This is a genomic window from Flammeovirga sp. OC4 (assembly GCF_000812565.1).
GTDB lineage: Bacteria > Bacteroidota > Bacteroidia > Cytophagales > Flammeovirgaceae > Flammeovirga.
On sequence record NZ_JTAM01000001.1, the window covers coordinates 1 to 21,847 of the forward strand.

The following is a 21,847-nucleotide window of genomic DNA, read 5'->3' on the forward strand; positions in this document are numbered from 1 at the left end:
CTGAAGACCAAACTAAGCCCTAATTATTGTAGCCAGTTTTTATTGTTCTTAATCATTTATTTATCTGTCCAATCTGGTGATTTGCAGGTACCACCAATTATTTTCCAACTCCTAGTTTGATTATCATAAACAAATCTAAAATCAGGTCTATATCCATTTGTTCCACCACAAGCAAGTGAATAATTTGCTTCTCGGAAATGCAGTCCATTTTTAAAGAAAATTCCTTTTTTTACTTTTAATGCTAAATCCCCGAAGTTTATATCAACCGTATCTTTTGAAATCTGTTTATGTGTAACTCTATATAACTTTAATGTCTTGCCATGCTTATAGGCATAATCAAATAATTCATCGTCTGAAAGAAATTTATAAACACTATTCTTGTCAAAATCATTCTTAATCCTATCAGTCTGCTCATTTGGTTCAATGAATTTTTGTCCGCTCGATAATAGCAAATCAAATCGGCTGTTTAAAGCTTTTATATAGATACTATCCAATGTCAGTTTGTCAATTTGCTCTTGATTATTCGGAAATTTTTCAAGCAGTAATTTAATCTCTTCGAAATGCTCTGTCTTAGGATAAATCAAAACAATTCCATTACCGTTTCCATAAATATTTTTTTGCTCCTCACTTTTAATTACTTCAATTTTCTCTATCCAGTCTGGATTAATTGAATCTGGAACAGTATCTAAAAGATATTCTGTTTTGTCCATTTTGATTACAAACTTGGGCAAAGAATCAGGTGGTACATTAGTAATTCGAACAGCAAAACCATCCAAATCCTGTCCAAAAGTTAAAAATGAAATCGAAAAAATCAGTATGGTAAATATGTATCTCATTTGCACTTCGGTTTCTTAAATTGGCTACAACGTAATTGCTAAACTACGACCAGCGGGCGTGTCGACCGGTGGATGGAGATTAGCTAATGTTATAGCCTTTTTAAAATTTAAATTAATCTTGCGAATCATATAACTCATTTTTAATTTCCCAAATACCATTCACTTTATTTAGAAATACAAACTTTCCAAATCCACACATGCCAACACAATTATTTTGAAAATAAAGGCAAGCTTTATCCTTACCCTGATTATATATAATTCTTGAATAAGTAATTATTTTCTCACCAAATTTTCGTTTTACACTTTGATTAATATCTACTGGAATCAGTTTATAATCCCCGATATTATTAATTCTTTCTACATCTAGTTTAACACTAAAGTTCTTTTTTAAGGAGAACTCTTTCCCAAGATTCCTAAATTCTATGTCATCTAATTTTAATAAGCGTTCTTCAGATATTCTTAGTTTACGATGTCTCTCTAAACTATCTAAAGTTACTAAATATTGAGTGAAATATATCTTATAACGGCCATCTTTTGGTAGATCCTTCTCGTCATATAAAAAGTTATCATAACCAAATTCTCTTTCAATTCCTTCAAGAGTTACAGGAGCAGGAATAGTCAGATGCACAAAAGTCGAATTGATAATTTTATAATCATCTTCACTTGGAATATAAACATTATTATTTTTGTCGTTGTCAGAATTTGAGTTACAACTCAGTAATATTAGTGCACTAAAAAAAAATAGATAACTTCTCATTTTATATTTATTGGCTATAACGAACCATGTAAAAGCAGTTAGCTATCCCACGGGGTAGCTAATTGACTTTTACAATTTGTTATGCTTAGTTTTTTTATTTGATGGTTTAATTTCTTTTTCAATTAATTTTCCATATTCATCAAAGTATTTTACAATTTTTCTTTTCTTCCTCCTTTGGTAAACTTCTATCTTTTCTATATTTCCAAGTGAATCATAATATTCTATTTCTTGTTTTCTTGGTGAGTTAATTTTCAATTCTTCAAGACTTCCAGAATCATTATAATATTCTGCTTTTTGAAAATCAAAATCACCAACTTTATAATAATACTTACTATAAATAATTCCATTTCTTCTGTATTCAACTAGCTCATATGGTTTTCCATCTATGAATTTACCTTCAATATGTTTGTTACCATTGAAATAATAACTAATTTCTTTTCCATTGCTCAAATTATTACAATTAAAATAATTCCAATTTGAAGAATGTAGAGCAGTAGAAAAAGTTCGACGAATTTTTGGAATACAGACTGTATCAGTGTAAAAGTTTGTGTCCTCAATAAACAAAAAACTATTAGACTCACTTATTACATAACTTAAATAATCAGTATCGGTACTGACAATATTAGCATCAAGCATATAAAATCCTTTTGAGGGCAGAATTACTTTAAATTCATTGGATTTATAAGTAGAATCATTTGCAAAATCATAAATCTCATACTCAAGGTTTATAACTGAGTCTAAACATTCGTCCCAAAAAGATAATTCAACTTCAACTTGAGCATTAGTAGAAGTAAATGAAATTAATAATAATATAGTTAATATTTTATTCATAGATTAAGCATAACGTGATGACTAAACTCGTGAGCGGTTGCGTCAACCGTGATTGGAGTTTAGTTGATGTTAGCAATATTTACTTTTCAAATTTGTTTTTAAGTTTCTGAAATTCTGTCCAAGTATTGTATGAGTCATCATAAGAAAGATTAATACGTTCAAAATTATCATTTATGTTTGAATCTCTAAATCCTAACCTTGCAGAGTATTTTCGACCCGCATGAAATGGAATATCAAATTCAAGACTTTTTTTCATTAATTTTTTTAAATATCGTTTAAAGTATCGTGTTTTATTTTTTGATACTATATATGTTTTAGAAGTAATCACTTTTGGTTTTGGATAATTATTTTCATCACAACTTTTTGAATATATTGTTATTTTAGTTTTAAATTTTTGATCCTCTCTAAATAATTCAATCACCTCTTCATGTCCCCCAAATTCTCCACAATCGTCAAAATACCCCTTTAAAGTCAAAATATATCTATCAGTAATAGATCCAAATGGATGTTTTTCTATTTGAGAAAATGCTTGAATACTTATAAGTAGAAAAATTAATGTTTGTATAGTTTTTTGCATGATAATTATTGCTAACATTTGATAAACACCACTGTTCACTTTATTCCCAATAATGTGACCTAGTGGCGTATATACAATAGTAAAATAGTTTACTTCTTTCAAGGTAGGAAAGAAATTCTAACAATCAAACGCAATACATTATTATTCTAATACATATTACAAATTATCAAGAGGACTTTGTATTTCACGTACTACTTTAGTACTCACGTGAGTATAAATCTGTGTTGTCATTGATGAATTGTGACCTAATAGTGATTGTATGTATCTTAAATCGACTCCATTTTCTAACAAATGTGTTGCAAAACTATGACGAAGAGTATGGACCGTCACTCGTTTCTGAATTTTGGATTTTATGACAGCACGTTTAAGGATTTTAGATACTGAAGTTCTACTATATTTCATTCCTTCCTTTTCCCCTTCAAATAGATACTTTTTCGGACGATAATTTTTAAAATACTCTCTTAAGATCAATAAGTTCTTTTCAGAGAGAAGTGTATTTCTATCTTTATTTCCTTTTCCTTCTACTACCCTTATCAACATCCTCTTTGAATCGATATCCTTTATCTCCAAATTGATTAACTCTCCTATTCTCAGGCCTGCAGAATAAATAGTCATCAATATCGCTTTGTGTTTAATATTTCTTGTATTCGTAAAAATTGATTTTATTTCTCCAGTACTCAATACAACGGGTAAACGTTCTTTTTTCCTTGGACGCTGCACATTATAATAACAATAGTCCCTTTCCAGCACCCTTTCTAAGTAAAATTTTACTGCATTCAGTGCTTGATTTTGGTAAGAATCAGATCTTTTTTCAACGGAAACAATATGAAAAAGGTATTGTTCTAATAGTGTCTTTGATAATTGTCCATCTTCTATAGTTCTTATATCCTGATATCCTTTACGGTATAAATGATCGAGGTATTTTTGTAACATTGAAGTATAAATCTGAGCGGTATTTAAAGCATATCGATACAATTCAAGCTTTTTGACTAATGCTATCAGATGTATTGCTTTGTATTTGGGATAGAGTTTGGGAATTTTCTTGTAGAATGACTCATAACTCAACTCTTCAGATTCAGTTAAAGCTTCTTTGTTATTACTCTGAAAAACAGCCTTTGTATCTACCCATGCTATTCCTATAAAAGTAGTAAAAACAGAAAGATACTAAGAAAATAGACTCTATAGCATTTATATTATTCAGTAGTATATCAAAACAGGTTTAGATTGTTAGGCACTAACTTTATCTACTTTCTAGTTTTTCTAATCTTTTTTGAAGTTTAAGAAGTTTTTTTTCGAATGTTTCTAACTTCTCAATTTTTTTAGCTTGTTCTATAATTTTCTTGTCTTGTTGAATTATATATAGAGTCAATTCTTCAATTTTCTGTAACAGCTTAGAATCCATCTCTCCTAAAAGAATTCCATTTTCTTTAACTTCACTCTCACTCGGAATATCTTTTAAATGTCCTTTTTCTTTAATATGGCTTTCAACCTCTTGAAGTGTTGGTAACTTATAATTTTCATAAAAAACAAAGTCAGACCATCCCGTTTCAACTTTAATTTCTTTAGCTCTAATTTTTCCATTTACAGCAAGTTTCCATATACCTGGATTATAAGTACCTATTCCAACATTTCCATTTTGTTGTACCCATAAAGTATATTGGTTATCATCTGTCCCCAAGTAAATACCTCCATCATTAGCTGTCCCATATCCTATGTGTGCTTTTTTTTCTAAGCCAATTCTCTCAAAACCAATAAATTTAGTATTCCCATTTTTAATTGATAATTTAGTTGAATAATTTGTCGTTCCAATTCCTATAGTTCCACTAAAATAAGTTTGGGTAGAATAAATTTGAAAATCGTCTAGATTACCAGACGTTGTTTGATATTTTGAAATCCTTAATTTAGACAATGCTACACCTCCAGATTGAATGTAAGCATACCCTGTACTATGACCACCCCATAATTTCAAAGCAGGCATCAATGAATTGTTATTATCTCCAATAATTATATTTGTTCCACCACCAAAAACATGAAATTTAGCCTCTGGGTTATTTGTTCCGATTCCAACATTTCCATTTTTATAGATAAAATCATTCTTTAATCCAGTTTCAGTCTGAATTTTTTCTTGTGCTTTTATTTTAAAACTTATTCCTATCAAAGCTATTATTATAAGTTTTATTTTCATATTTTTTAAAATTTAGTTCTTGATGCTTGTACCCAATATTTAATCAACACCATACTCCACTTTATTCTAAATAATGTGAAAGTGGCATTTGTACAACAATAAAATAGTTTACTATCTTGAAAGATAAAAAAGATACTCTAACTTTCAAATACAATATTTTACTATTCTATTATAAATGACGGAGGGTGTGATTTTTGAAATAATGTTATACTACATTTAGTTATATAGTTCTAATCTTTAAAAAGGTCCTATTTATATAAGAATACTTCAAAAAAGAAAAATTAAAACTTGATACCAACGATCAACATATCATCAACTTGTTCCCAATTTCCAATACTTCTCCAATTATTGATTGTAATGCCTAATTCTCTTTTCTGTTCTTCTACAGTTTTCGAGGATACTTCCAATAAAGTTTCTCTAAATTTCTTCACTAGAAATTTTTTCGCATTTGGTCCTCCGAATTGGTCTTGATAACCGTCAGTCGCCATATACAAACAATCTCCGGCTTGAATTTCCCAATGATGCTCTTCGTAAGAAAGGTTAAGCTCACCTCCGATTGATTTTCGGGTGGCCTTCAACTTGTGGATTTCGTTGTCACGTACCAAATAGATAGGGTTTTTGGCTCCTGCACAATACAATTGATTCCCATTAACGGCAATGATAGACATATCCATACCGTCATTGTTCATTGTTTTTTCTTGTTGAAGATTTCTAACTACAATATTGTTAAGTTCCTTGAGAATTTCTGAAGGAGAAAATATCCTTTTTCCTCTGACAATTTCATAAAGTGAACTTGCTCCCATCATGGACATCAGTGCTCCTGGTACCCCGTGACCGGTACAATCGATACAAGCATAAATTTTCCAATCATCTTGTTCTGTAAACCAATAGAAATCGCCACTAACAATATCTTTGGGTTGATTGAAAATGAAATTATTAGGAAAGGCATGATCAATCACTTGTTGCGACGGTAATATAGAAGACTGTATCAGAAGGGCACTTTTGATACTATTAGAAATTTTCTGATTTTGATAATTTAATTGTTTTCCTTGTGCCTCAGAGTGTTCTAATGTCTCTTTGAGAATATCATTTTTCTTTAATAATTCCTCATTCACATTTTCGATCTCAATATTGGCCATCTCAATCTTATCCAATGCTGAAGTCAGCTTAAAGTTCAGCTTTTTGGTTTTCCTTTGATTGAGATAAATATAGTAGAGAAAAACTAATAATATCAGTACAATAATAATGGTAAAATAGATGAACTTTTGCTGAGCATCTAAACGATTACTTGATTTTAGTTCAATTTCTCTCAATACATCATTTTCATCTTTCTGATCTTCCACTTCGTGAAAGGCTTGCATATCAGCGACAGCTTCACTCTTTTGAATATCAAATAAACTATCAGAAAGGATTATACTTTTCTCGTAAAAATATATAGCTTGATCTTTATTTAAACTCTTCAGTGTTTCGGCTAACTTCAATGAGACATCGTATTCAAAATCCAATAATTTGTTTGATTTCGTGATCTTGTAGGCCCTTTCAAACACCTCATACGCTTTATTGAATTGTTTTCTTTTGAGATAATAATCTCCAATAGCTAAATAAGAATTTAATTTCGGTAATGGTAAATCTTTCTTATTTGCTTCTTTTACGGTGATCAAAAATATTTTTCTAGCCAAAGAGTAATCTCCCTGACTCATTGCAAGCTGTCCTTTTAGAATGGAAAATAAAACATAGGATTCAAAGTCATTATTTTTAGTAAACAACTTCAGGTCATTAATCCTTGTCAATACTTTTGACAGTTCATCGTATTCTTTAAATACAAGGTGTATATCAGCAATGTTCAACAAAGCAGTGCCTTTTATTCTATCTAAATAAACGTTCGTCGAATCGATTTCCAGTTTTAATATATCTTCAAAAACCTCAAAAGCTTGAACATATTCTTTATGCTGCAAATAAATGTAACCAATGTTATTCAACGTATAGGCTAGATCTACCTTATCTTCTCTTTGCTTATCAATTTCATAAGCAATTTTCAAGAGGTTTAGTGCAGTAGCTGTTTTTCCTTGAGCCGTATAAACGGTAGCGAGGTTGGTATGCCCTGATGAAATCAATTGAAGTTCATAGGCTTCTTCTGCCACATCAATGGCTTTTTCACAATAATATTCAGCAGTATCAATTGCCCCTAAATACTCATAGTAAGCACATAGATTAGAATAAAAGTCAAAAATCCGATGATGATCATTTGAAACCTTTACACAGTCCGACTCTATGTCCAACCAAGCCTTGGCACTATCTAGTTTACCTAGAGTTAAAGATTCACTAATTTTTCCTGCTATATATTGTCCCTCGTCAAAAGTGGAGTCATTACTTAAAAGTATACTATCATCAAGTTTAGCAAAAGAACATATATGAACGAATAAAAAAAATAGTAGTACTGCTACTTGTTTCAAAAATTTCTTCAAGAACATATTTTAAATAAGAGTATCAGCCAAAAATACGAAAACACATCAATAATTCTGTATAATCCACGAGGAAAAGTAAAAATGATTTATTAAAATTAACCTTAAAGAATTTTAACGTGATTAAAAGTAATTGATTATGAAGCAATTTTTGGGTGTAGACATCGGTGGTACAAACGTCAAATTTGGTGTTGTAGATTCCGATGGCAACATTATTAAGAAAAAAAATACCCTACTGCGGAAGTTTCTGAAGGTGGTGACTTCTGTGGTAATTTCTCAAAATTACTCGCCAAAAGACTAAAAAAATACCCTGATATTGCTTCTGTAGGTATAGGTATACCTGGTACTATCTCAGCAGACGGAACTTCAACACTTGATTTACCCAACGTACCTGCGTTAGGTAATCAACCTTTAGTGAAAATCCTGAAAAAGGATTTCCCATCACTTCCTATTGCTATGGACAATGATGCCAATGCAGCTGCTCTCGGTGAGCTTCACTTTGGTCTGGAAAACATCCCTGATACTTATCTATTCATCACACTAGGAACTGGTGTTGGTGGAGGTTGTGTAATCAACGGACAAGTGTTCAAAGGTGGTGATGGCAACGGACTTGAAATTGGTCATGTGATGTCCAGTACAGGACATACAATTGAGCAAAACATCGGTAAAGCGGGCATCATCAATATGGCCCAGGATTATATACAAGAAGGGAAACTTTCGACGACTTTATCTGGTGAGTTTGATGCCAAAATGGTCGCTACTGCCGCTCATGAAGGCGATGAACTTGCCTTACAGGTTTATCATGATATGGGTAAATATGTTGGTGAGTTGATTGTTTCCGTGGTCAGAGTGTTAGACATCAAAACAATTCTTATTGGTGGTGGTGTTTCTGAAACTTTTGATTATTTGAAAGGAAACATGTATGAAGTCATCAATGCTTTCTTACCTGAGTATTATACCAATGCTTTAGATATTCGTTTGGCTACTCTAGGCAATAATGCAGGTATTTTAGGTGCAGCTTCATTAGGTATTAATGCAATTGAACTAAAATAATAGTTACTACATTAAAAACCACGATTGATTGTTGATGATAAATTTCGTTCAATAATCAATCGTGGTTTTAATGATTCATTTGAACATTGTATGTAACATCATTATACATAACTATTATTCGAACCTCTATTGCTAATACACTGTAAACTAAATTTCCGTCAATTCATTTAATTTCTCTTATAAAGGATAAATGGTAGTGTATTATGGTTCGCGAGGACGTTTTACTAAAACGTCCCTACATAACTACATTTTAGAAGATGATTAAAAAACCTTTGTCTTTTGACATGTAATCAGACATCGTCTAGTAGTATCTCCCTCGGCCTTGAAGGGAAAAGCGTTAAGAATTTCATGAATTGAGCTGTTAAAAATGATTTTCTTGTTTGAGCAAAGCGAGTTTAAAATCATTGAGGCGAGAGGAATGTAATTTAGCTTTTGACTTCTAAGCCTAGGTTTTTTGCTTCGTTTTTCATCAATGGAAAAATGAAGAAGAAAGAAGCTTGAAAGTAGATTCTATAAATGTTTTTATAAATATCAATTGAAAGTTGACGAAAATTTATGGCATTTAGAAATCAGGAGATTTCTGATGATCTGAATGACACGAATGACGCTATCGCTTAACATTCGCGCCAGTGGTCTTTCTACTCAATTCGTTAGGTAGTACTTCCTTTGGCCTTGAAGGGAAAAGCGTTAAGAATTTCATGAATTGAGCTGTTAAAAATGATTTTCTTGTTTGAGCAAAGCGAGTTTAAAATCATTTAGGCGAGAGGAATGTAATTTAGCTTTTGACTTCTAAGCCTAGGTTTTTTGCTTCGTTTTTCATCAATGGAAAAATGAAGAAGAAAGAAGCTTGAAAGTAGATTCTATAAATGTTTTTATAAATATCAATTGAAAGTTGACGAAAATTTATGGCATTTAGAAATCAGGAGATTTCTGATGATCTGAATGACACGAATGACGCTATCGCTTAACATTCGCGCCAGTGGTCTTTCTACTCAATTCGTTAGGTAGTACTTCCTTTGGCCTTGAAGGGAAAAGCGTTAAGAATTTCATGAATTGAGCTGTTAAAAATGATTTTCTTGTTTGAGCAAAGCGAGTTTAAAATCATTGAGGCGAGAAGAATGAAATTTAGCTTTTGACTTCTAAGCCTAGATTTTTTGCTTCGTTTTTCATCAATGGAAAAATGAAGAAGAAAGAAGCTTGAAAGTAGATTCAATAAATGTTTTTATAAATATCAATTGAAAGTTGACGAAAATTTATTTTACAGTGCATTTAACTTTTGAATTCAAAGGCTTGCAGAAATTTCAATTGATGGTGTACGATAATTTACCCCAAAAAGGTGATTTACCCTTCCTCCTTCTCCTCACACCATAAACTATCAAAAGATAGTACTCAATTTACTGTGTTTAATTGAATACCTGTTTATCTTTGCAGAAACTAAATTAGCACCATGAAAAAGATAGGTATTTTTGCATCAGGTACAGGATCGAATGCTTTCAAAATCATCAAACATTTTGAAGGAAATGATAACGTTGAGTTTGTTGTTCTTTCTAATAATAAAGATGCAGGCGTATTAGAAAAAGCGGCCTCACTGGGAATCCCTCATTATAGTTTCTTGAAAAAAGAATTTTCAAATGGAACTGTTTTAAATTTTTTAAAGGAAAACAATGTTGACCTCATTATCCTTGCAGGGTTCCTTTTATTAGTAAGTGAAGATATTATAGATCACTATCCTAATAAAGTCATTAATATCCACCCAGCACTATTACCAAAATATGGTGGCAAAGGGATGTATGGCATTAACGTTCATCGTGCAGTTGTAGAGAATAAAGAAAGTATTTCTGGTATTACCATTCATTATTGTAATCATGAATACGACGAAGGACAGTTTATCTTACAAGCTACAACACAGTTAGCGTCTACAGATACTCCTGAGGAAGTGGCTGCTAAGGTGTTAAAGTTAGAGCATTTTTATTTTCCAAGAGTGATTGAAAATATCCTAGGATAGTATAAAAGGTAAAGGCACTATTTTGTATCTCTATTGAAAGTTTTAAATTAGTGCTTTCAAAAAAATAACGATTTACTTTTTGGTACAGCATTATTCCAAATTGTAATAAAAAAATAAAATAATGGGAAGAGCATTCGAATTTAGAAAAGGAAGAAAATTAAAAAGATGGGCACATATGGCAAAGACCTTCACCCGTCTAGGTAAAGATATTGTAATTGCAATTAAAGAGGGTGGTTCTTCCGATCCTGATTCCAACTCAAGACTACGTGCGGTATTACAAAACTGTAAGGCTGAAAACATGCCGAAAGAGAATATCGAACGTGCCATCAAAAGAGCAACAGACAAGGATACTTCTAGTTATGATGAAAAACTATTTGAAGGTTATGCGCCTCACGGTATTGCTGTTTTGGTAGAAACTGCCACTGACAACAATAATAGAACAGTAGCTAACGTTCGTAGTTACTTCAACAAATGCAATGGTAGCTTAGGTACTTCTGGCTCAGTTGAATTTATGTTTGAGCATAAATGCCACTTCAAAATCGCCAAAGGCGAATTAGATATTGAAGAACTTGAGTTAGAATTGATCGACTTCGGTGCTGAAGAGGTTTTCGTTGAAGAAGCGGAAAACGATGAGGATGTTGAGAAAATCATGATCTATGGGGAATTCAAAAGCTTTGGTTCATTACAGAAAGCATTGGAAGATATGAGCATTGAAATCATCAGTTCTGGTTTAGAAAGAATTCCAACTACAACGAAGAAGTTGACTGCTGAACAAGAAGAAGAAGTAGACAAACTGATCGAAAAACTAGAGGAAGATGATGACGTACAACACGTTTATCATACAATGGGATAATTTTGTAGTATGAATTAAAGAGGTAACGTATATACATACCTCTCACATTATACACACCTTAAAAGCCATCTTTTTATGAAAATAAAGGGATGGCTTTTCTCATATTCAGAATCTTATGGATTTTTCGAAGAGAAATACCACTTTTTATACCACAGTTCTCTAAATTTCAATTGCTAAATATTAATAACCCATTTTTAGTTATGAAAATTTTAAATCTATTAATGTTGATCGGAATCTCGATCTTTGTACTTTCTTGTAGTGATGATGAAACAACATCTGGGAAAGACGTCAATCCTATCTATTTCTCTTTCGGTGAATCACTAACACTAAGTGATGAATTAGATATTGAAAACATCCAGGTATCATTTGATCATAGTACCAACAAAGTACGTATTGTCTCTCAGCTTACAACAACAATTGATGAAGCAAGCGTTGATGTAGTTTTTGATGCAACACTTAACCTAACAGGTTCGTCAAAGACAGATGATTACAAGTACACTATCATGGCTGATTCTGGTGCTACTTATTCACAAAGTTTACAGCTAGCTGCTGGTTGTTTGAATGTCAACCCAGACCCAGGGTTTGGTGTTGGTGTTGTACAAGAAGACTATGTGTATGAAAACTTTGTACAATGGGATGATTCTGCTTCGAAGTACTATATTTCTACAGCAGAGTTTATTGTATTCATGCTTGGTTTAGTTGATCCTGAGTTCTCATTACCTCCAGGAGTAGATCCAGGTTTTGGCCAATTCCCAAAAATCTGGCAAGCAGATGGATCGATTAAAGGATGTAGTGAACTACCTACTCTATTCAATTAGGAAATCCGGTTAATGGAGCAAAAAAAATAGCCTTAGTTTAAAAACTAAGGCTATTTTTTTTGGATATAGTTAAAACTAGATTTGAGCAGTTACTTTTGCTTCTAGTTCTTTTTTCGCTACTGCACCAATGATTTTATCCACTGGCTCACCACCTTTGAATACTAACATTGTAGGAATAGAACGGATACCGAATTTAGCAGCTGATTGAGGGTTAGCATCAACGTCTAATTTACCGATTACTGCGTCTGTCAATTCTACCGCTAGCTCGTCGATTACTGGAGCCATCATTAAACAAGGTCCACACCAAGTTGCCCAAAAATCAACTAAAACTGGTTTATCTGAATTTAATACAACTTCTTCGAAGTTAGCATCTGTGATTTCTACTGCTTTTCCCATTATAATATTATTTTATGTATGAACAAATTATCATATTTTCAATTACGTATATATAAAACGACGCTTACGTAATTTGGTTGCACAAATGTAGTAAAAATAAGAGCATAGTTACAAAGATTAAATCTATACCCTTATAGTTTTTATTTATACAGAAATGTAAGTGGTTTATCTTACCCAAGTTACCTTTTCCTCGATATCTTTTCTCTTACCAATTTTATTTTCACTAGGTATCTTACCCATATAAAATAAACCTAAAAACTCATCCTCTTCTCCCAAACCGAAAAACTCTTTCGATTCTTTGAATTTGACCATTCCTCCTGTACTCCAATAGCCACCATAACCTAAAGCTGTTACCGTTAATGCCATGTTCTGTACCGCACAAGCTACTGCTTCAATTTCTTCTACTTTAGGAATTTTGGGGTTACTTCCTCTTTTCATGATAATAGCAATCACATGTGAAGACTGTAAAGGCAACTTGACCAATTTTTCATAACGTGCCTGATCAAACTCTTCTTCTGAAGTATTGTCTTTATATATATTCCCTTGTGCCTCAGACAAAGCCTTTAACCCCTCTTTTTCAAAAACAAAGAAACGCCAAGGTTCAGTCAAGCCATGATTAGGAGCCCAATTTGCATTTTCTAAGATTAAATCAATGTGTTCATTAGGTATTTCTCCCTCTATATATTCATGAGGATAAAATGATCTTCTATCTTTTATTAGATTTGAAATGAGTTCAACTTTATTCATCATTAAGTTTTATTGTCAATTATTAGCTTAAAATTGAATACAATATTATAAATATATTTAAATGATGTATAAAAAAACTCTAACATTATTCTATTTTTGTTGTTACAATACACATACTATGGTTTGGAAAAAACCGACTACTTCTTGCATCGAAATATATTTAAACTTAAAAAAATGATAGACACAACTACCGTAAATTTTGAAGATACAAAAACGGCTTTTGAGTGGAGAAATGACAATGAATTGAAGCAAACGTATGCTTTATTTGCAATGATGCACTCCCCTGGTTTGGTGAAAGTTGGCACAACAATGTTGAACCTTGCTTTCAAATTAAGTTTACCTATTAAAGGAATAGTAAAGAAAACCTTATTTAAACAATTCTGTGGTGGAGAAACAATCCAAGACAGTAATGACACTATTGCTACATTAGGTAAATATAATATTGGGTCTATCTTGGATTACTCTGTAGAAGGTGCTCAAAATGACAAAAGTTTTGATACCACTGAGGCTGAAATTATTGAAACAATAAAAAAAGCAAGCCAAGATAACAATGTTCCTTTTTCTGTTTTTAAATTAACAGGTATTGCCGCTGTAAGTCTTTTAGAAAAAGTACATGCAGGCGAGGTGTTATCAGATGAAGAAGAAACACAATGGTCCAAAGTAGTCAAAAGGGTTGAAAACCTTTGTAAAACAGCTTATGAACATGATGTACGTATTTTCATTGATGCTGAAGAAACTTGGATGCAAGGTCCAGTTGATCAATTAGCCTACGACATGATGGTAAAATACAATAAGCAAAAAGCAATTGTTTACAATACTTACCAAATGTACCTACACAGCAAATTAGGCCAATTAAAATCTGATCTGGCAAAGGCTCAACAAGAAGGTTTTATTCTTGGTGTTAAATTGGTAAGAGGTGCGTACATGGAAAAAGAGGGAGAAAGAGCTCAAAAAATGAACTACCCTACTCCTATCCAACATACAAAGGAAGCTACTGATAGAGATTTCGATAAAGCACTTGAATTTATCATGGAAAACCATAATGATTTTGCTTTATGCGCAGGTTCTCACAACGAGAAAAGTAATCAACTATTAGTAGAACTAATGAGTAAATATAATGTAAGTGACAACAATCCGAATTTCTTCTTTGCTCAGTTATTTGGAATGAGTGATCACATTTCGTTTAACCTTTCTAAAGCAGGTTTCAACGTTGCAAAATATTTGCCTTACGGTCCTGTAAAAGAAGCGTTACCTTATTTATTCAGAAGAGCGGAAGAAAATACTTCAGTAGCTGGTCAAGCTAGTAGAGAATTAACTTTAGTTTCAAACGAGATAAAAAGAAGAAACCAATAGTAACTTTCTTAAGCAGTTGTACAATTAAAATTGCTTATTTGGAGTGTTGGGCAGTTGACGTTAACTTTTTGAAGTTCGACAGCTTTGACCTTCATATAGAGTACACATTGGACTTGTCTTTACATAAATTAAACTCTTAATGGGCTTATTAGGCCGATTAAGAGTTTTTTTTACATTTTTAAACACCTCAATGTTAATATTTTAATAAATAATTATATATATTGCTGATGATTATTAGATTAACGCATACAACTACTTACAACATGAAAGCAAAATTACTATTTTTTTTCGTCGGCTTATTTTTTTTAGTCTGTGCACATCATATAATGTCTGCCAAAAATTCTGAAAACGAGCAGAGTGAAGCCAATGTTAAAGTAATTTCTTTGGATCACAGTACTACTGTTCAAGAGTAGGTTTATTCTTCTTTCAAGACTTCTACTGAAGGAACTTTCGAAAGTGATCGCATAAACAATACTCCTATCAATATCGTCATAAGAATAACAATTCCACCCAATATTATGCTTTCCTTGAATGCAATATAAAAGGGTAAATCAAAGACAAAATACGCTAAGCACCAGGATCCAATCCAACCTAATATAATTCCTGTCAGGGTTGATATACTTCCAATAGAGAAGTATTCAATCAGGGATATACGTATTAGGTGTTTTTTCTTTGCACCTATCGCTCGCAGTACGCCGGCTTCTTTCTTTCTTTGGTATTTTCCGATGGACATAAAGCTCCAAAGTACCAGCAAGCCTGTAAATATACATAGGCCTCCCAACCAACGGAACACAAATGATACCCTGCCCAATATTTCATTGATTGAATTAAATATCAATCCTAAATCAATGGCTGACACGTTAGGGAATTGAGCAATTACCCTATTCTGTATTTGAGCAATTTTTGCCTTTTCTTTTATATTAAGTGCAAATACATAAATACTTGGTGCAGCTTCGAGAACACCTGATGGAAATAAGACTACAAAATTGGCTTCCATTCTAGCAAAATCCACTTTCCTGACATGTGCAATTTTAGTTTTCAATTCAAAACCTTGTACATTAAAGATTAAGATATCTTCAAATTGCAATCCCGAAGACTCCATAAAACTTTCTGACACTGAAATAGGCACCACTTCATTGATACTGGACTTCCCTACAAATTCGCCTTTTACGGTAACCTCATTTGGTTTTAGGTGATCACGATAAGTCACTCTATATTCCCTGTCAAAAATCCATCTCTTGATATTCTTCGTGGAATCTTTTAAAGCTACCTTCTTTGTTTCTCCATTAAGGTATTCCAATGACATGGTCACTACCGGAGCTTCTTGTTCTACAGCTAGTTTTTCGCTATTAATCATATCCAACAGCTTTGCCTTCTGTGATTTTTGAACATCATATAAGATAAGGTTTGCACTTCCATCATTTCCTACATCACTTACTTTATCCATTAAAATTCCTCTGATGGAAAGCATACAAATAATCAGAAAAACACCTAAACCTATGGTAGTTCCTAATAAAAGCGTCTGATTGTTGGGTCTAAACAATTGAGAAATTCCATATTTTAAGCTAAAAGACAATTGGTTTAAATCTCTCTTTTTCAAAACGGTAATTAGAGAAAAACAGATTCCACCCAAAATCAAAAGTACGACCAAGATCGCAAATAAAAATAGGAATGATTTGGTAAGATCCTCTAATAACCAATAAGAGAAAAATAAGACAAAACCACTAATGGTGACAAATAAGAGAAATGTCAACTTTTTATTATGCACTGTATTTCCTTCCAGAAGAAAAGACCTCAAGACATAGATTGGTGAAACATTTAAGATTTGCAATAACGGATACCAACCAAATAAAATAGAAATGATGACACTCAATAATATTCCGATGGCAATAGCTTTGAAAGAGATAGAGTTACTCAATTCTACCATCAATAAATCTCCAAATAATACAGGAAAACTAAATTGTGCTACAACACCAATAGCTGAACCAATCACCCCGCCAATCAACCCTAAAAAGAGAATCTGAAGTAGGTATATCATAAAGGTTTCCATAGCAGTGGCACCCAAGCAGCGTAATATCGCTATGGATTTCAGCTTACTTTTGACATAAATAAAAATTCCACTCGAAACTCCAATACAACCTAAGAGTAAGGAAACAAAAGATATTAATTTGAGAAAAGCATCAATATCGTTAAAGAAACGACCAATCCTTGCCGTATTATTTTCAGAAGTAACTGCTCTCACACTTTCTTCCTCCAATAAGGCATCTTGCTGATTGATCAAGTTTTGAATATTTGTTGTATCATTATAGGCTAAAAAATAACGATAATTGACCCTACTTCCTTTTTGGATTAAGCCCGTTGAATCCAAATATTTAAATGGAAAGTAAACAATAGGAACAGCGGCCGCCATAATGGCACTTTGTCCTACCCCTTTTTTTATAGTTCCTGCTATTTCAAATGTTGTCTGTCCAAAACGTAAAGAATCACCAATAGACAGGTTCATTTGATACAGCACAGCACTATCTACCAATGCAATTTTCTCTTCGTTTTCCCATCTTTGCCATGCCGATAGAGGGGAAAGTTCAATATTACCATAAAAAGGATATCCCAATTCCAAAGCTCTTAAGTCTACCATTCTTGAGGCTTGACGTTTGGGAGAAAAAGCCATGGAAGCGAAGTTGTATTGTTTGGCTAATTCACTTTCTTCTTTCTCAAAAATTGTAAGAAGGTCGTCTGATATAAGATGATTTGCTCTTAATTCTAGGTCGGCCCCCAACATTTCTTTCGCTTGACTATCAATATCTTTGACCACATTTTCAGAAAAGTTGATCATGGCAACAAGAGTGCCTATTCCAATGATGATTGAAATGATAAAGGGTCCTATTTTATAAATGCTATTGAGTAAATCTCTTCTAGCATTGTTAATTACAAATTGAATTCTCACTTTTATTTGCTTAATGAATCCTCAAAAAAGATAAATATTCCAATTATACCACATAAATTGTGACCATAGAATAATATGACAGTTTAATTTAAATAAAATTTAGTTAAAAATTTATGGCATCTTTTCTTGGTTACACCCATGAAGACCTACCTGATTGGGTAAAGAAAGTAGAGCAATTTCCAGTGGTCTTGTATGTACTCAAGTGGGCATTAATCGGTACACTAGTTGGTGGTTTAACCGGTATTGGTTCAGCTCTTTTTTTATGGGGATTACATGCGGCTACCGAATGGAGAGAACTTCACAAATGGATCATTTTTGCACTTCCCGTAGGTGGTTTCTTAATTGGAGCTTGTTATTATTACTTAGGGCAAGATGTTGTAAAAGGAAACAATCAACTATTGGATGAGATCACTAAACCGAATAGAATCATTCCTTTGAAAATGGCACCTCTTGTAACAATTGCTACTATTGCCACTCACCTCTTTGGTGGTTCTGCCGGACGAGAGGGCACTGCTGTACAAATGGGTGGAGCGATTGCAGATCAGTTTACCAAAATATTCAAATTGGATAAATATGATCGTAAAATCTTGATTATTTCGGGTATTGCAGCTGGTTTTTCTTCAGTTTTTGGAACTCCACTTGCTGGGGCTATTTTCGGTTTAGAAGTGTATATTATTGGTAGAATGAGATATGAAGCGATTTTCCCTTCTTTCTTTACTGCCATCGTCGCTAATTATGCAACTCATACTTTTGGTCATCACTTAGGAATTACACATACCGAATATCATATTCCAATTGTTCCTGAGATGACATTACAAAATCTATCTTTATGTGTAGTGGCAGGTATTGCTTTTGGTTTGACAGGGATGTTGTTTTCAAAAGCTTGTCATTATTGGGGAGGTTTATTTAAATCGAAGATCTCATATGCACCTTTACGTCCTGTAATTGGAGGTATTGTATTAGCTTTAGGGATTGTAGCGGTGAACTATAATCACGGTCTCGACTACAGCAATTATGATTTAAAATACTTTGGATTGGGTGTACCTACTATTGTTGCTGCATTTGATACTCAAATGCATTGGTATGATTTCTTGATGAAGACATTAACGACATCATTTACTTTAGGAGCTGGATTTAAAGGTGGTGAAGTGACACCTCTATTTTATATTGGTTCAACATTAGGCTCTTTCTTATCCAATCATATCTCTTTGCCAGTTGCTTTATTAGCAGGAATGGGCTTTGTGGGTGTGTTTAGTGGTGCGACCAACACACCAATGGCTTGCACTATGATGGGTATTGAATTATTTGGTGCCCCTTCCGCAGTCTTCATAGCAGTAGCATGTATTACAGCTTATATGTTCTCTGGTCATACTAGTATTTACTCCTCACAAATTGTTGGTTCTGCCAAAAACCAAGTCAAAGAACATGAGAAAGGAAGTACGTTATCTGAAATTGAAGTGATACGAGAAGCAGAGAAAAAACATCTAAAGAATAGAGAAAAAGGAGAAAATAAATAAACTGCATTCTCATTTCTAACATAAAAAAACACCTCATCATTTAGCTTGATGAGGTGTTTTATTTTATAGTAACTTATTGTGCATTTGTTCCGAAAAAAGTATGTCTTTCCAAATACCAATTGCTTTGATGTGAACTTCTTTCCTCTTCTTCATCAATTAATTCATCAAGAGCAAATTCTCCACTTCCACGCTCTCGAACACCATCTTGATTAAAAATAGAAGTATCCGTGATTGCGGTCACAGTACTTAACATTAAAATATTATCAGTGGTGTAAGGAGGCGAGACACTCAAGAGATCAGGATGACCGATTAATATTTCATTTTTATAATCACCACTGCCATCTTTCATAATCTGCTCTGTATTGTTTTCTACTGAAGAATTCGTGGCTGGGAATAATAGTTTCATTGAGCCATCACTTGTCAATAAGAATATATAAAGATAACGGTCTTCGTAATTCCAGTTTTTATAAAGGTTTTCATCTTTATACAATGCTAAACCATACTCTTCTCCTTCTAATAAAGCTCCATTTTTAACAAGGTCTCCATTTGAGTTTTTCTTCAAAGCGAACTTAAATGGGAAATTTGCATTATTAGGCGGTACTTCCAGAGTCAACCAACTTTTTAATTCACCCAATCTTTCAGCATAATTTGCCAGGGCAAATGTTCTATGAGGTGCGACCCAATCCGTAAATGAGGGTAATGGATTTTGTTCCTCATCTTTTTGGGCTCCGTATCTTACCCAAGAATATTCTAATTCACTTTTTTCATTAAACCTACCAATCAAACGGTAATCAAATTTTTCAGAAGGCTTAATTGGTTCTATTTTTGGCTGCCCTGAGAGACTTCCATTCAACTCTTGAAATACAGCAGTGGTTGGAGGAACTTCTACATAAACTTTGTTGTTAGGAGCTTCCATTTTTGAAAAAATCTTTTCTAGTTTTTCAAAAGTAGGAACGGAATGCCCAAATGATACTGATTCTGACGAGGAGTAAAAACCCTTCCATTTGTCGTCTACTTTTCGAACTACCAAGCCGACATGTTCTTCGTAAGGAGCGTATTCCATTACACCTTTATCGATTAACAATCTGCTTAATTCTTTTAATGAGTTGACTTCAATATCTGAGATTCCTATTTGACCAAAATCTACTTTTAAACGGTTCTTATTATAAGGTGCCCATTTTGTGACTTTCACCAAATCCCCTTCTTCCAATGCTTTACTCCCTTGAATTACTTTTCCATAGCAGCCGTTTACACCGAATAAAGCCGTCACTTCAATAACGACTTCTTTTTTAACATGTGTCAGTTGCGTACCAGGTACAATCCCTACTGCACTACCACCATCTAATGTAATTTTATACTTATTTTCAGCATCTACAATACCAACTTGCACACCAATGGATGGATCTGCTACTCCACCAAACAAAGGTTGTTTCATTCTTTCCTCTTGTCCTTCAATCACAGGATCTTGTCTTGGAACAGCATTATAAAGAATGATAGAGTTTACTCTCTTAAAAATATCTTCAGCTGATTCATTTACAGAACTCATTTGCATGGCTTTCATCAAAGCATAAGTGAAAACACCATGTGATTGCCCTCTATTATCTTTGTATTCTTTGGCTAACTGATAGTCTTGTGCAGCAGATACTACTAATGCACCACGTTCTGCTGCCGACTTTTGTTTTTTATAAGTTTGATCAATATCTATATCACTTACAGGCACATAACGCGACTGCAAACTATTAAGATCAATAGCACCACGGGTACCTGATCCACTAAAGCAGTTATCGAAGATGACCGTTAATTCAGCTTGTTTATCTAATATTCTATTTAGAATTTCATTGATTTCAACATCCAATAAAAACTCATTTGTTCTCAATACATCAGACGGGACAATTGCTTCATGCTTTTTATCTAATTCATAAAATTTTGAATTTCGAATTTGAGCGCCATGACCTGCATAATAAATGCAAACTTGATCACCTTTACTCGCAGACTTGACCAATTGATTGAATGCTTTTACTATTGATTTTTTGGTAGTCAATTTTGGAGAAACTAGTAATGTCATATCTTTTGTACTAAAACCATACTTTGATTTTAGTAGATTGTACATTACAGTAGCATCATTTACAGCTCCATCAAGGTCTTGCCATTCGGCAAATCGTTCTTTATCTGAGTCATAATAATGATCTATTCCAATCAATAATGCTTTTTTTTCAGAAGAGTATGAAATATGACAGATTGTGAACAAACAAAAAAACAAAAAATAATTTTTCAGTTTCATTCTCATTTTTTTCTCTTTATTGAATAATATATAGTTGAATATTAAAATTTGTAACTTAAAAATGCTATTTTGTATAATAACCACTCAAAAATAATTTTCTAATATTTTTCGTTTTCGATTACTTCAATGCATAGTACCCAAAAATAAATACCCATTAAAATATCCAAACTCAATTGAGGATTATCTCTATTAGAATCAATTGATTAAATGGCAATAAATACTCAAGAACAGA

At 32.9% G+C, this 21,847-nt stretch carries 18 protein-coding genes; 7 read left to right on the forward strand and 11 right to left on the reverse strand.

Annotation, left to right across the window (positions count from 1 at the left end; all coding sequences use genetic code 11):
• Positions 1 to 56: 56 nt before the first annotated feature.
• The 7 genes from PL77_RS30030 to PL77_RS00035 all read right to left on the reverse strand — a co-directional run bounded on the left by PL77_RS30030 (position 57) and on the right by PL77_RS00035 (position 7,639).
• Positions 57 to 836, reverse strand: a complete 780-nt coding sequence (locus PL77_RS30030; RefSeq protein WP_052444043.1) for a hypothetical protein — start codon at positions 834 to 836, stop codon at positions 57 to 59.
• A 112-nt stretch (positions 837 to 948) separates the two neighbouring features.
• Positions 949 to 1,593 (reverse strand): hypothetical protein, encoded by a 645-nt coding sequence (locus PL77_RS00010; RefSeq protein ID WP_044200447.1) that lies wholly within the window; start codon positions 1,591 to 1,593, stop codon positions 949 to 951.
• A 69-nt stretch (positions 1,594 to 1,662) separates the two neighbouring features.
• Positions 1,663 to 2,424, reverse strand: coding sequence for a hypothetical protein (locus PL77_RS00015; RefSeq protein WP_044200449.1), 762 nt, complete (start codon positions 2,422 to 2,424; stop codon positions 1,663 to 1,665).
• A gap of 79 nt (positions 2,425 to 2,503) precedes the next feature.
• Entirely contained in the window at positions 2,504 to 3,103 is a 600-nt protein-coding gene (locus tag PL77_RS00020) for a hypothetical protein (RefSeq protein WP_044200451.1), read from the reverse strand.
• A 54-nt stretch (positions 3,104 to 3,157) separates the two neighbouring features.
• Positions 3,158 to 4,066 carry a tyrosine-type recombinase/integrase gene (locus PL77_RS00025; protein WP_052444044.1) on the reverse strand — a complete coding sequence of 303 codons (909 nt, stop codon included), beginning with the start codon at positions 4,064 to 4,066 and terminating at the stop codon, positions 3,158 to 3,160.
• Positions 4,067 to 4,241: 175 nt separating this feature from the next.
• Entirely contained in the window at positions 4,242 to 5,186 is a 945-nt protein-coding gene (locus PL77_RS00030) for a hypothetical protein (RefSeq protein ID WP_052444045.1), read from the reverse strand.
• A 281-nt stretch (positions 5,187 to 5,467) separates the two neighbouring features.
• A complete protein-coding gene (locus tag PL77_RS00035) occupies positions 5,468 to 7,639 on the reverse strand; it encodes a SpoIIE family protein phosphatase (protein ID WP_172665776.1) in 2,172 nt (723 codons plus the stop codon).
• A gap of 148 nt (positions 7,640 to 7,787) precedes the next feature.
• On the opposite strand from PL77_RS00035, the gene PL77_RS31980 reads away from it, so the two are divergent.
• The 5 genes from PL77_RS31980 to PL77_RS00055 all read left to right on the forward strand — a co-directional run bounded on the left by PL77_RS31980 (position 7,788) and on the right by PL77_RS00055 (position 12,377).
• The gene (locus PL77_RS31980) at positions 7,788 to 7,949 is read left to right on the forward strand and encodes an ROK family protein (protein WP_172665777.1); all 162 of its coding nucleotides are present in this window, start codon (positions 7,788 to 7,790) and stop codon (positions 7,947 to 7,949) included.
• Positions 7,950 to 7,984: 35 nt separating this feature from the next.
• The gene (locus tag PL77_RS00040; protein ID WP_253273948.1) at positions 7,985 to 8,701 is read left to right on the forward strand and encodes an ROK family protein; all 717 of its coding nucleotides are present in this window, start codon (positions 7,985 to 7,987) and stop codon (positions 8,699 to 8,701) included.
• A 1,447-nt stretch (positions 8,702 to 10,148) separates the two neighbouring features.
• Positions 10,149 to 10,706: a phosphoribosylglycinamide formyltransferase gene (locus PL77_RS00045; RefSeq protein ID WP_044200455.1), complete on the forward strand. Its 558-nt coding sequence runs from the start codon at positions 10,149 to 10,151 to the stop codon at positions 10,704 to 10,706.
• 121 nt (positions 10,707 to 10,827) lie between these two features.
• Entirely contained in the window at positions 10,828 to 11,559 is a 732-nt protein-coding gene (locus PL77_RS00050) for a YebC/PmpR family DNA-binding transcriptional regulator (RefSeq protein ID WP_044200457.1), read from the forward strand.
• 200 nt (positions 11,560 to 11,759) lie between these two features.
• Positions 11,760 to 12,377, forward strand: a complete 618-nt coding sequence (locus PL77_RS00055) for a hypothetical protein (RefSeq protein WP_156152190.1) — start codon at positions 11,760 to 11,762, stop codon at positions 12,375 to 12,377.
• A gap of 75 nt (positions 12,378 to 12,452) precedes the next feature.
• Here PL77_RS00055 and trxA read toward each other — a convergent pair whose 3' ends face one another.
• Positions 12,453 to 12,773: a thioredoxin gene (gene trxA, locus PL77_RS00060; protein ID WP_044200460.1), complete on the reverse strand. Its 321-nt coding sequence runs from the start codon at positions 12,771 to 12,773 to the stop codon at positions 12,453 to 12,455.
• Between the two features lie 165 nt (positions 12,774 to 12,938).
• Positions 12,939 to 13,523 carry a nitroreductase gene (locus PL77_RS00065; protein ID WP_052444047.1) on the reverse strand — a complete coding sequence of 195 codons (585 nt, stop codon included), beginning with the start codon at positions 13,521 to 13,523 and terminating at the stop codon, positions 12,939 to 12,941.
• Between the two features lie 171 nt (positions 13,524 to 13,694).
• Here PL77_RS00065 and PL77_RS00070 point away from each other — a divergent pair, with 171 nt between their 5' ends.
• Positions 13,695 to 14,873: a proline dehydrogenase family protein gene (locus PL77_RS00070; RefSeq protein ID WP_044200462.1), complete on the forward strand. Its 1,179-nt coding sequence runs from the start codon at positions 13,695 to 13,697 to the stop codon at positions 14,871 to 14,873.
• A gap of 415 nt (positions 14,874 to 15,288) precedes the next feature.
• Here PL77_RS00070 and PL77_RS00075 read toward each other — a convergent pair whose 3' ends face one another.
• The gene (locus PL77_RS00075; RefSeq protein WP_044200463.1) at positions 15,289 to 17,817 is read right to left on the reverse strand and encodes an ABC transporter permease; all 2,529 of its coding nucleotides are present in this window, start codon (positions 17,815 to 17,817) and stop codon (positions 15,289 to 15,291) included.
• A 113-nt stretch (positions 17,818 to 17,930) separates the two neighbouring features.
• Between PL77_RS00075 and PL77_RS00080 the strand changes: the two genes are divergently transcribed.
• Positions 17,931 to 19,334 carry a voltage-gated chloride channel family protein gene (locus PL77_RS00080; protein ID WP_044200465.1) on the forward strand — a complete coding sequence of 468 codons (1,404 nt, stop codon included), beginning with the start codon at positions 17,931 to 17,933 and terminating at the stop codon, positions 19,332 to 19,334.
• 73 nt (positions 19,335 to 19,407) lie between these two features.
• Here PL77_RS00080 and PL77_RS00085 read toward each other — a convergent pair whose 3' ends face one another.
• Positions 19,408 to 21,615 carry a caspase family protein gene (locus PL77_RS00085; protein WP_172665778.1) on the reverse strand — a complete coding sequence of 736 codons (2,208 nt, stop codon included), beginning with the start codon at positions 21,613 to 21,615 and terminating at the stop codon, positions 19,408 to 19,410.
• Positions 21,616 to 21,847 lie beyond the last annotated feature (232 nt).

Bases quoted from the DNA above. Each gene is read 5' to 3' on its own strand.
- PL77_RS00055 (WP_156152190.1), top strand. From the start codon at position 11,760: ATGAAAATTTTAAATCTATTAATGTTGATCGGAATCTCGATCTTTGTA.
- PL77_RS00015 (WP_044200449.1), bottom strand. From the start codon at position 2,424: ATGAATAAAATATTAACTATATTATTATTAATTTCATTTACTTCTACT.
- PL77_RS00010 (WP_044200447.1), bottom strand. From the start codon at position 1,593: ATGAGAAGTTATCTATTTTTTTTTAGTGCACTAATATTACTGAGTTGT.
- PL77_RS00050 (WP_044200457.1), top strand. From the start codon at position 10,828: ATGGGAAGAGCATTCGAATTTAGAAAAGGAAGAAAATTAAAAAGATGG.
- PL77_RS30030 (WP_052444043.1), bottom strand. From the start codon at position 836: ATGAGATACATATTTACCATACTGATTTTTTCGATTTCATTTTTAACT.
- PL77_RS00065 (WP_052444047.1), bottom strand. From the start codon at position 13,523: ATGATGAATAAAGTTGAACTCATTTCAAATCTAATAAAAGATAGAAGA.
- PL77_RS00030 (WP_052444045.1), bottom strand. From the start codon at position 5,186: ATGAAAATAAAACTTATAATAATAGCTTTGATAGGAATAAGTTTTAAA.
- PL77_RS00085 (WP_172665778.1), bottom strand. From the start codon at position 21,615: ATGAAACTGAAAAATTATTTTTTGTTTTTTTGTTTGTTCACAATCTGT.
- trxA (WP_044200460.1), bottom strand. From the start codon at position 12,773: ATGGGAAAAGCAGTAGAAATCACAGATGCTAACTTCGAAGAAGTTGTA.
- PL77_RS00080 (WP_044200465.1), top strand. From the start codon at position 17,931: ATGGCATCTTTTCTTGGTTACACCCATGAAGACCTACCTGATTGGGTA.
- PL77_RS00045 (WP_044200455.1), top strand. From the start codon at position 10,149: ATGAAAAAGATAGGTATTTTTGCATCAGGTACAGGATCGAATGCTTTC.
- PL77_RS31980 (WP_172665777.1), top strand. From the start codon at position 7,788: ATGAAGCAATTTTTGGGTGTAGACATCGGTGGTACAAACGTCAAATTT.
- PL77_RS00070 (WP_044200462.1), top strand. From the start codon at position 13,695: ATGATAGACACAACTACCGTAAATTTTGAAGATACAAAAACGGCTTTT.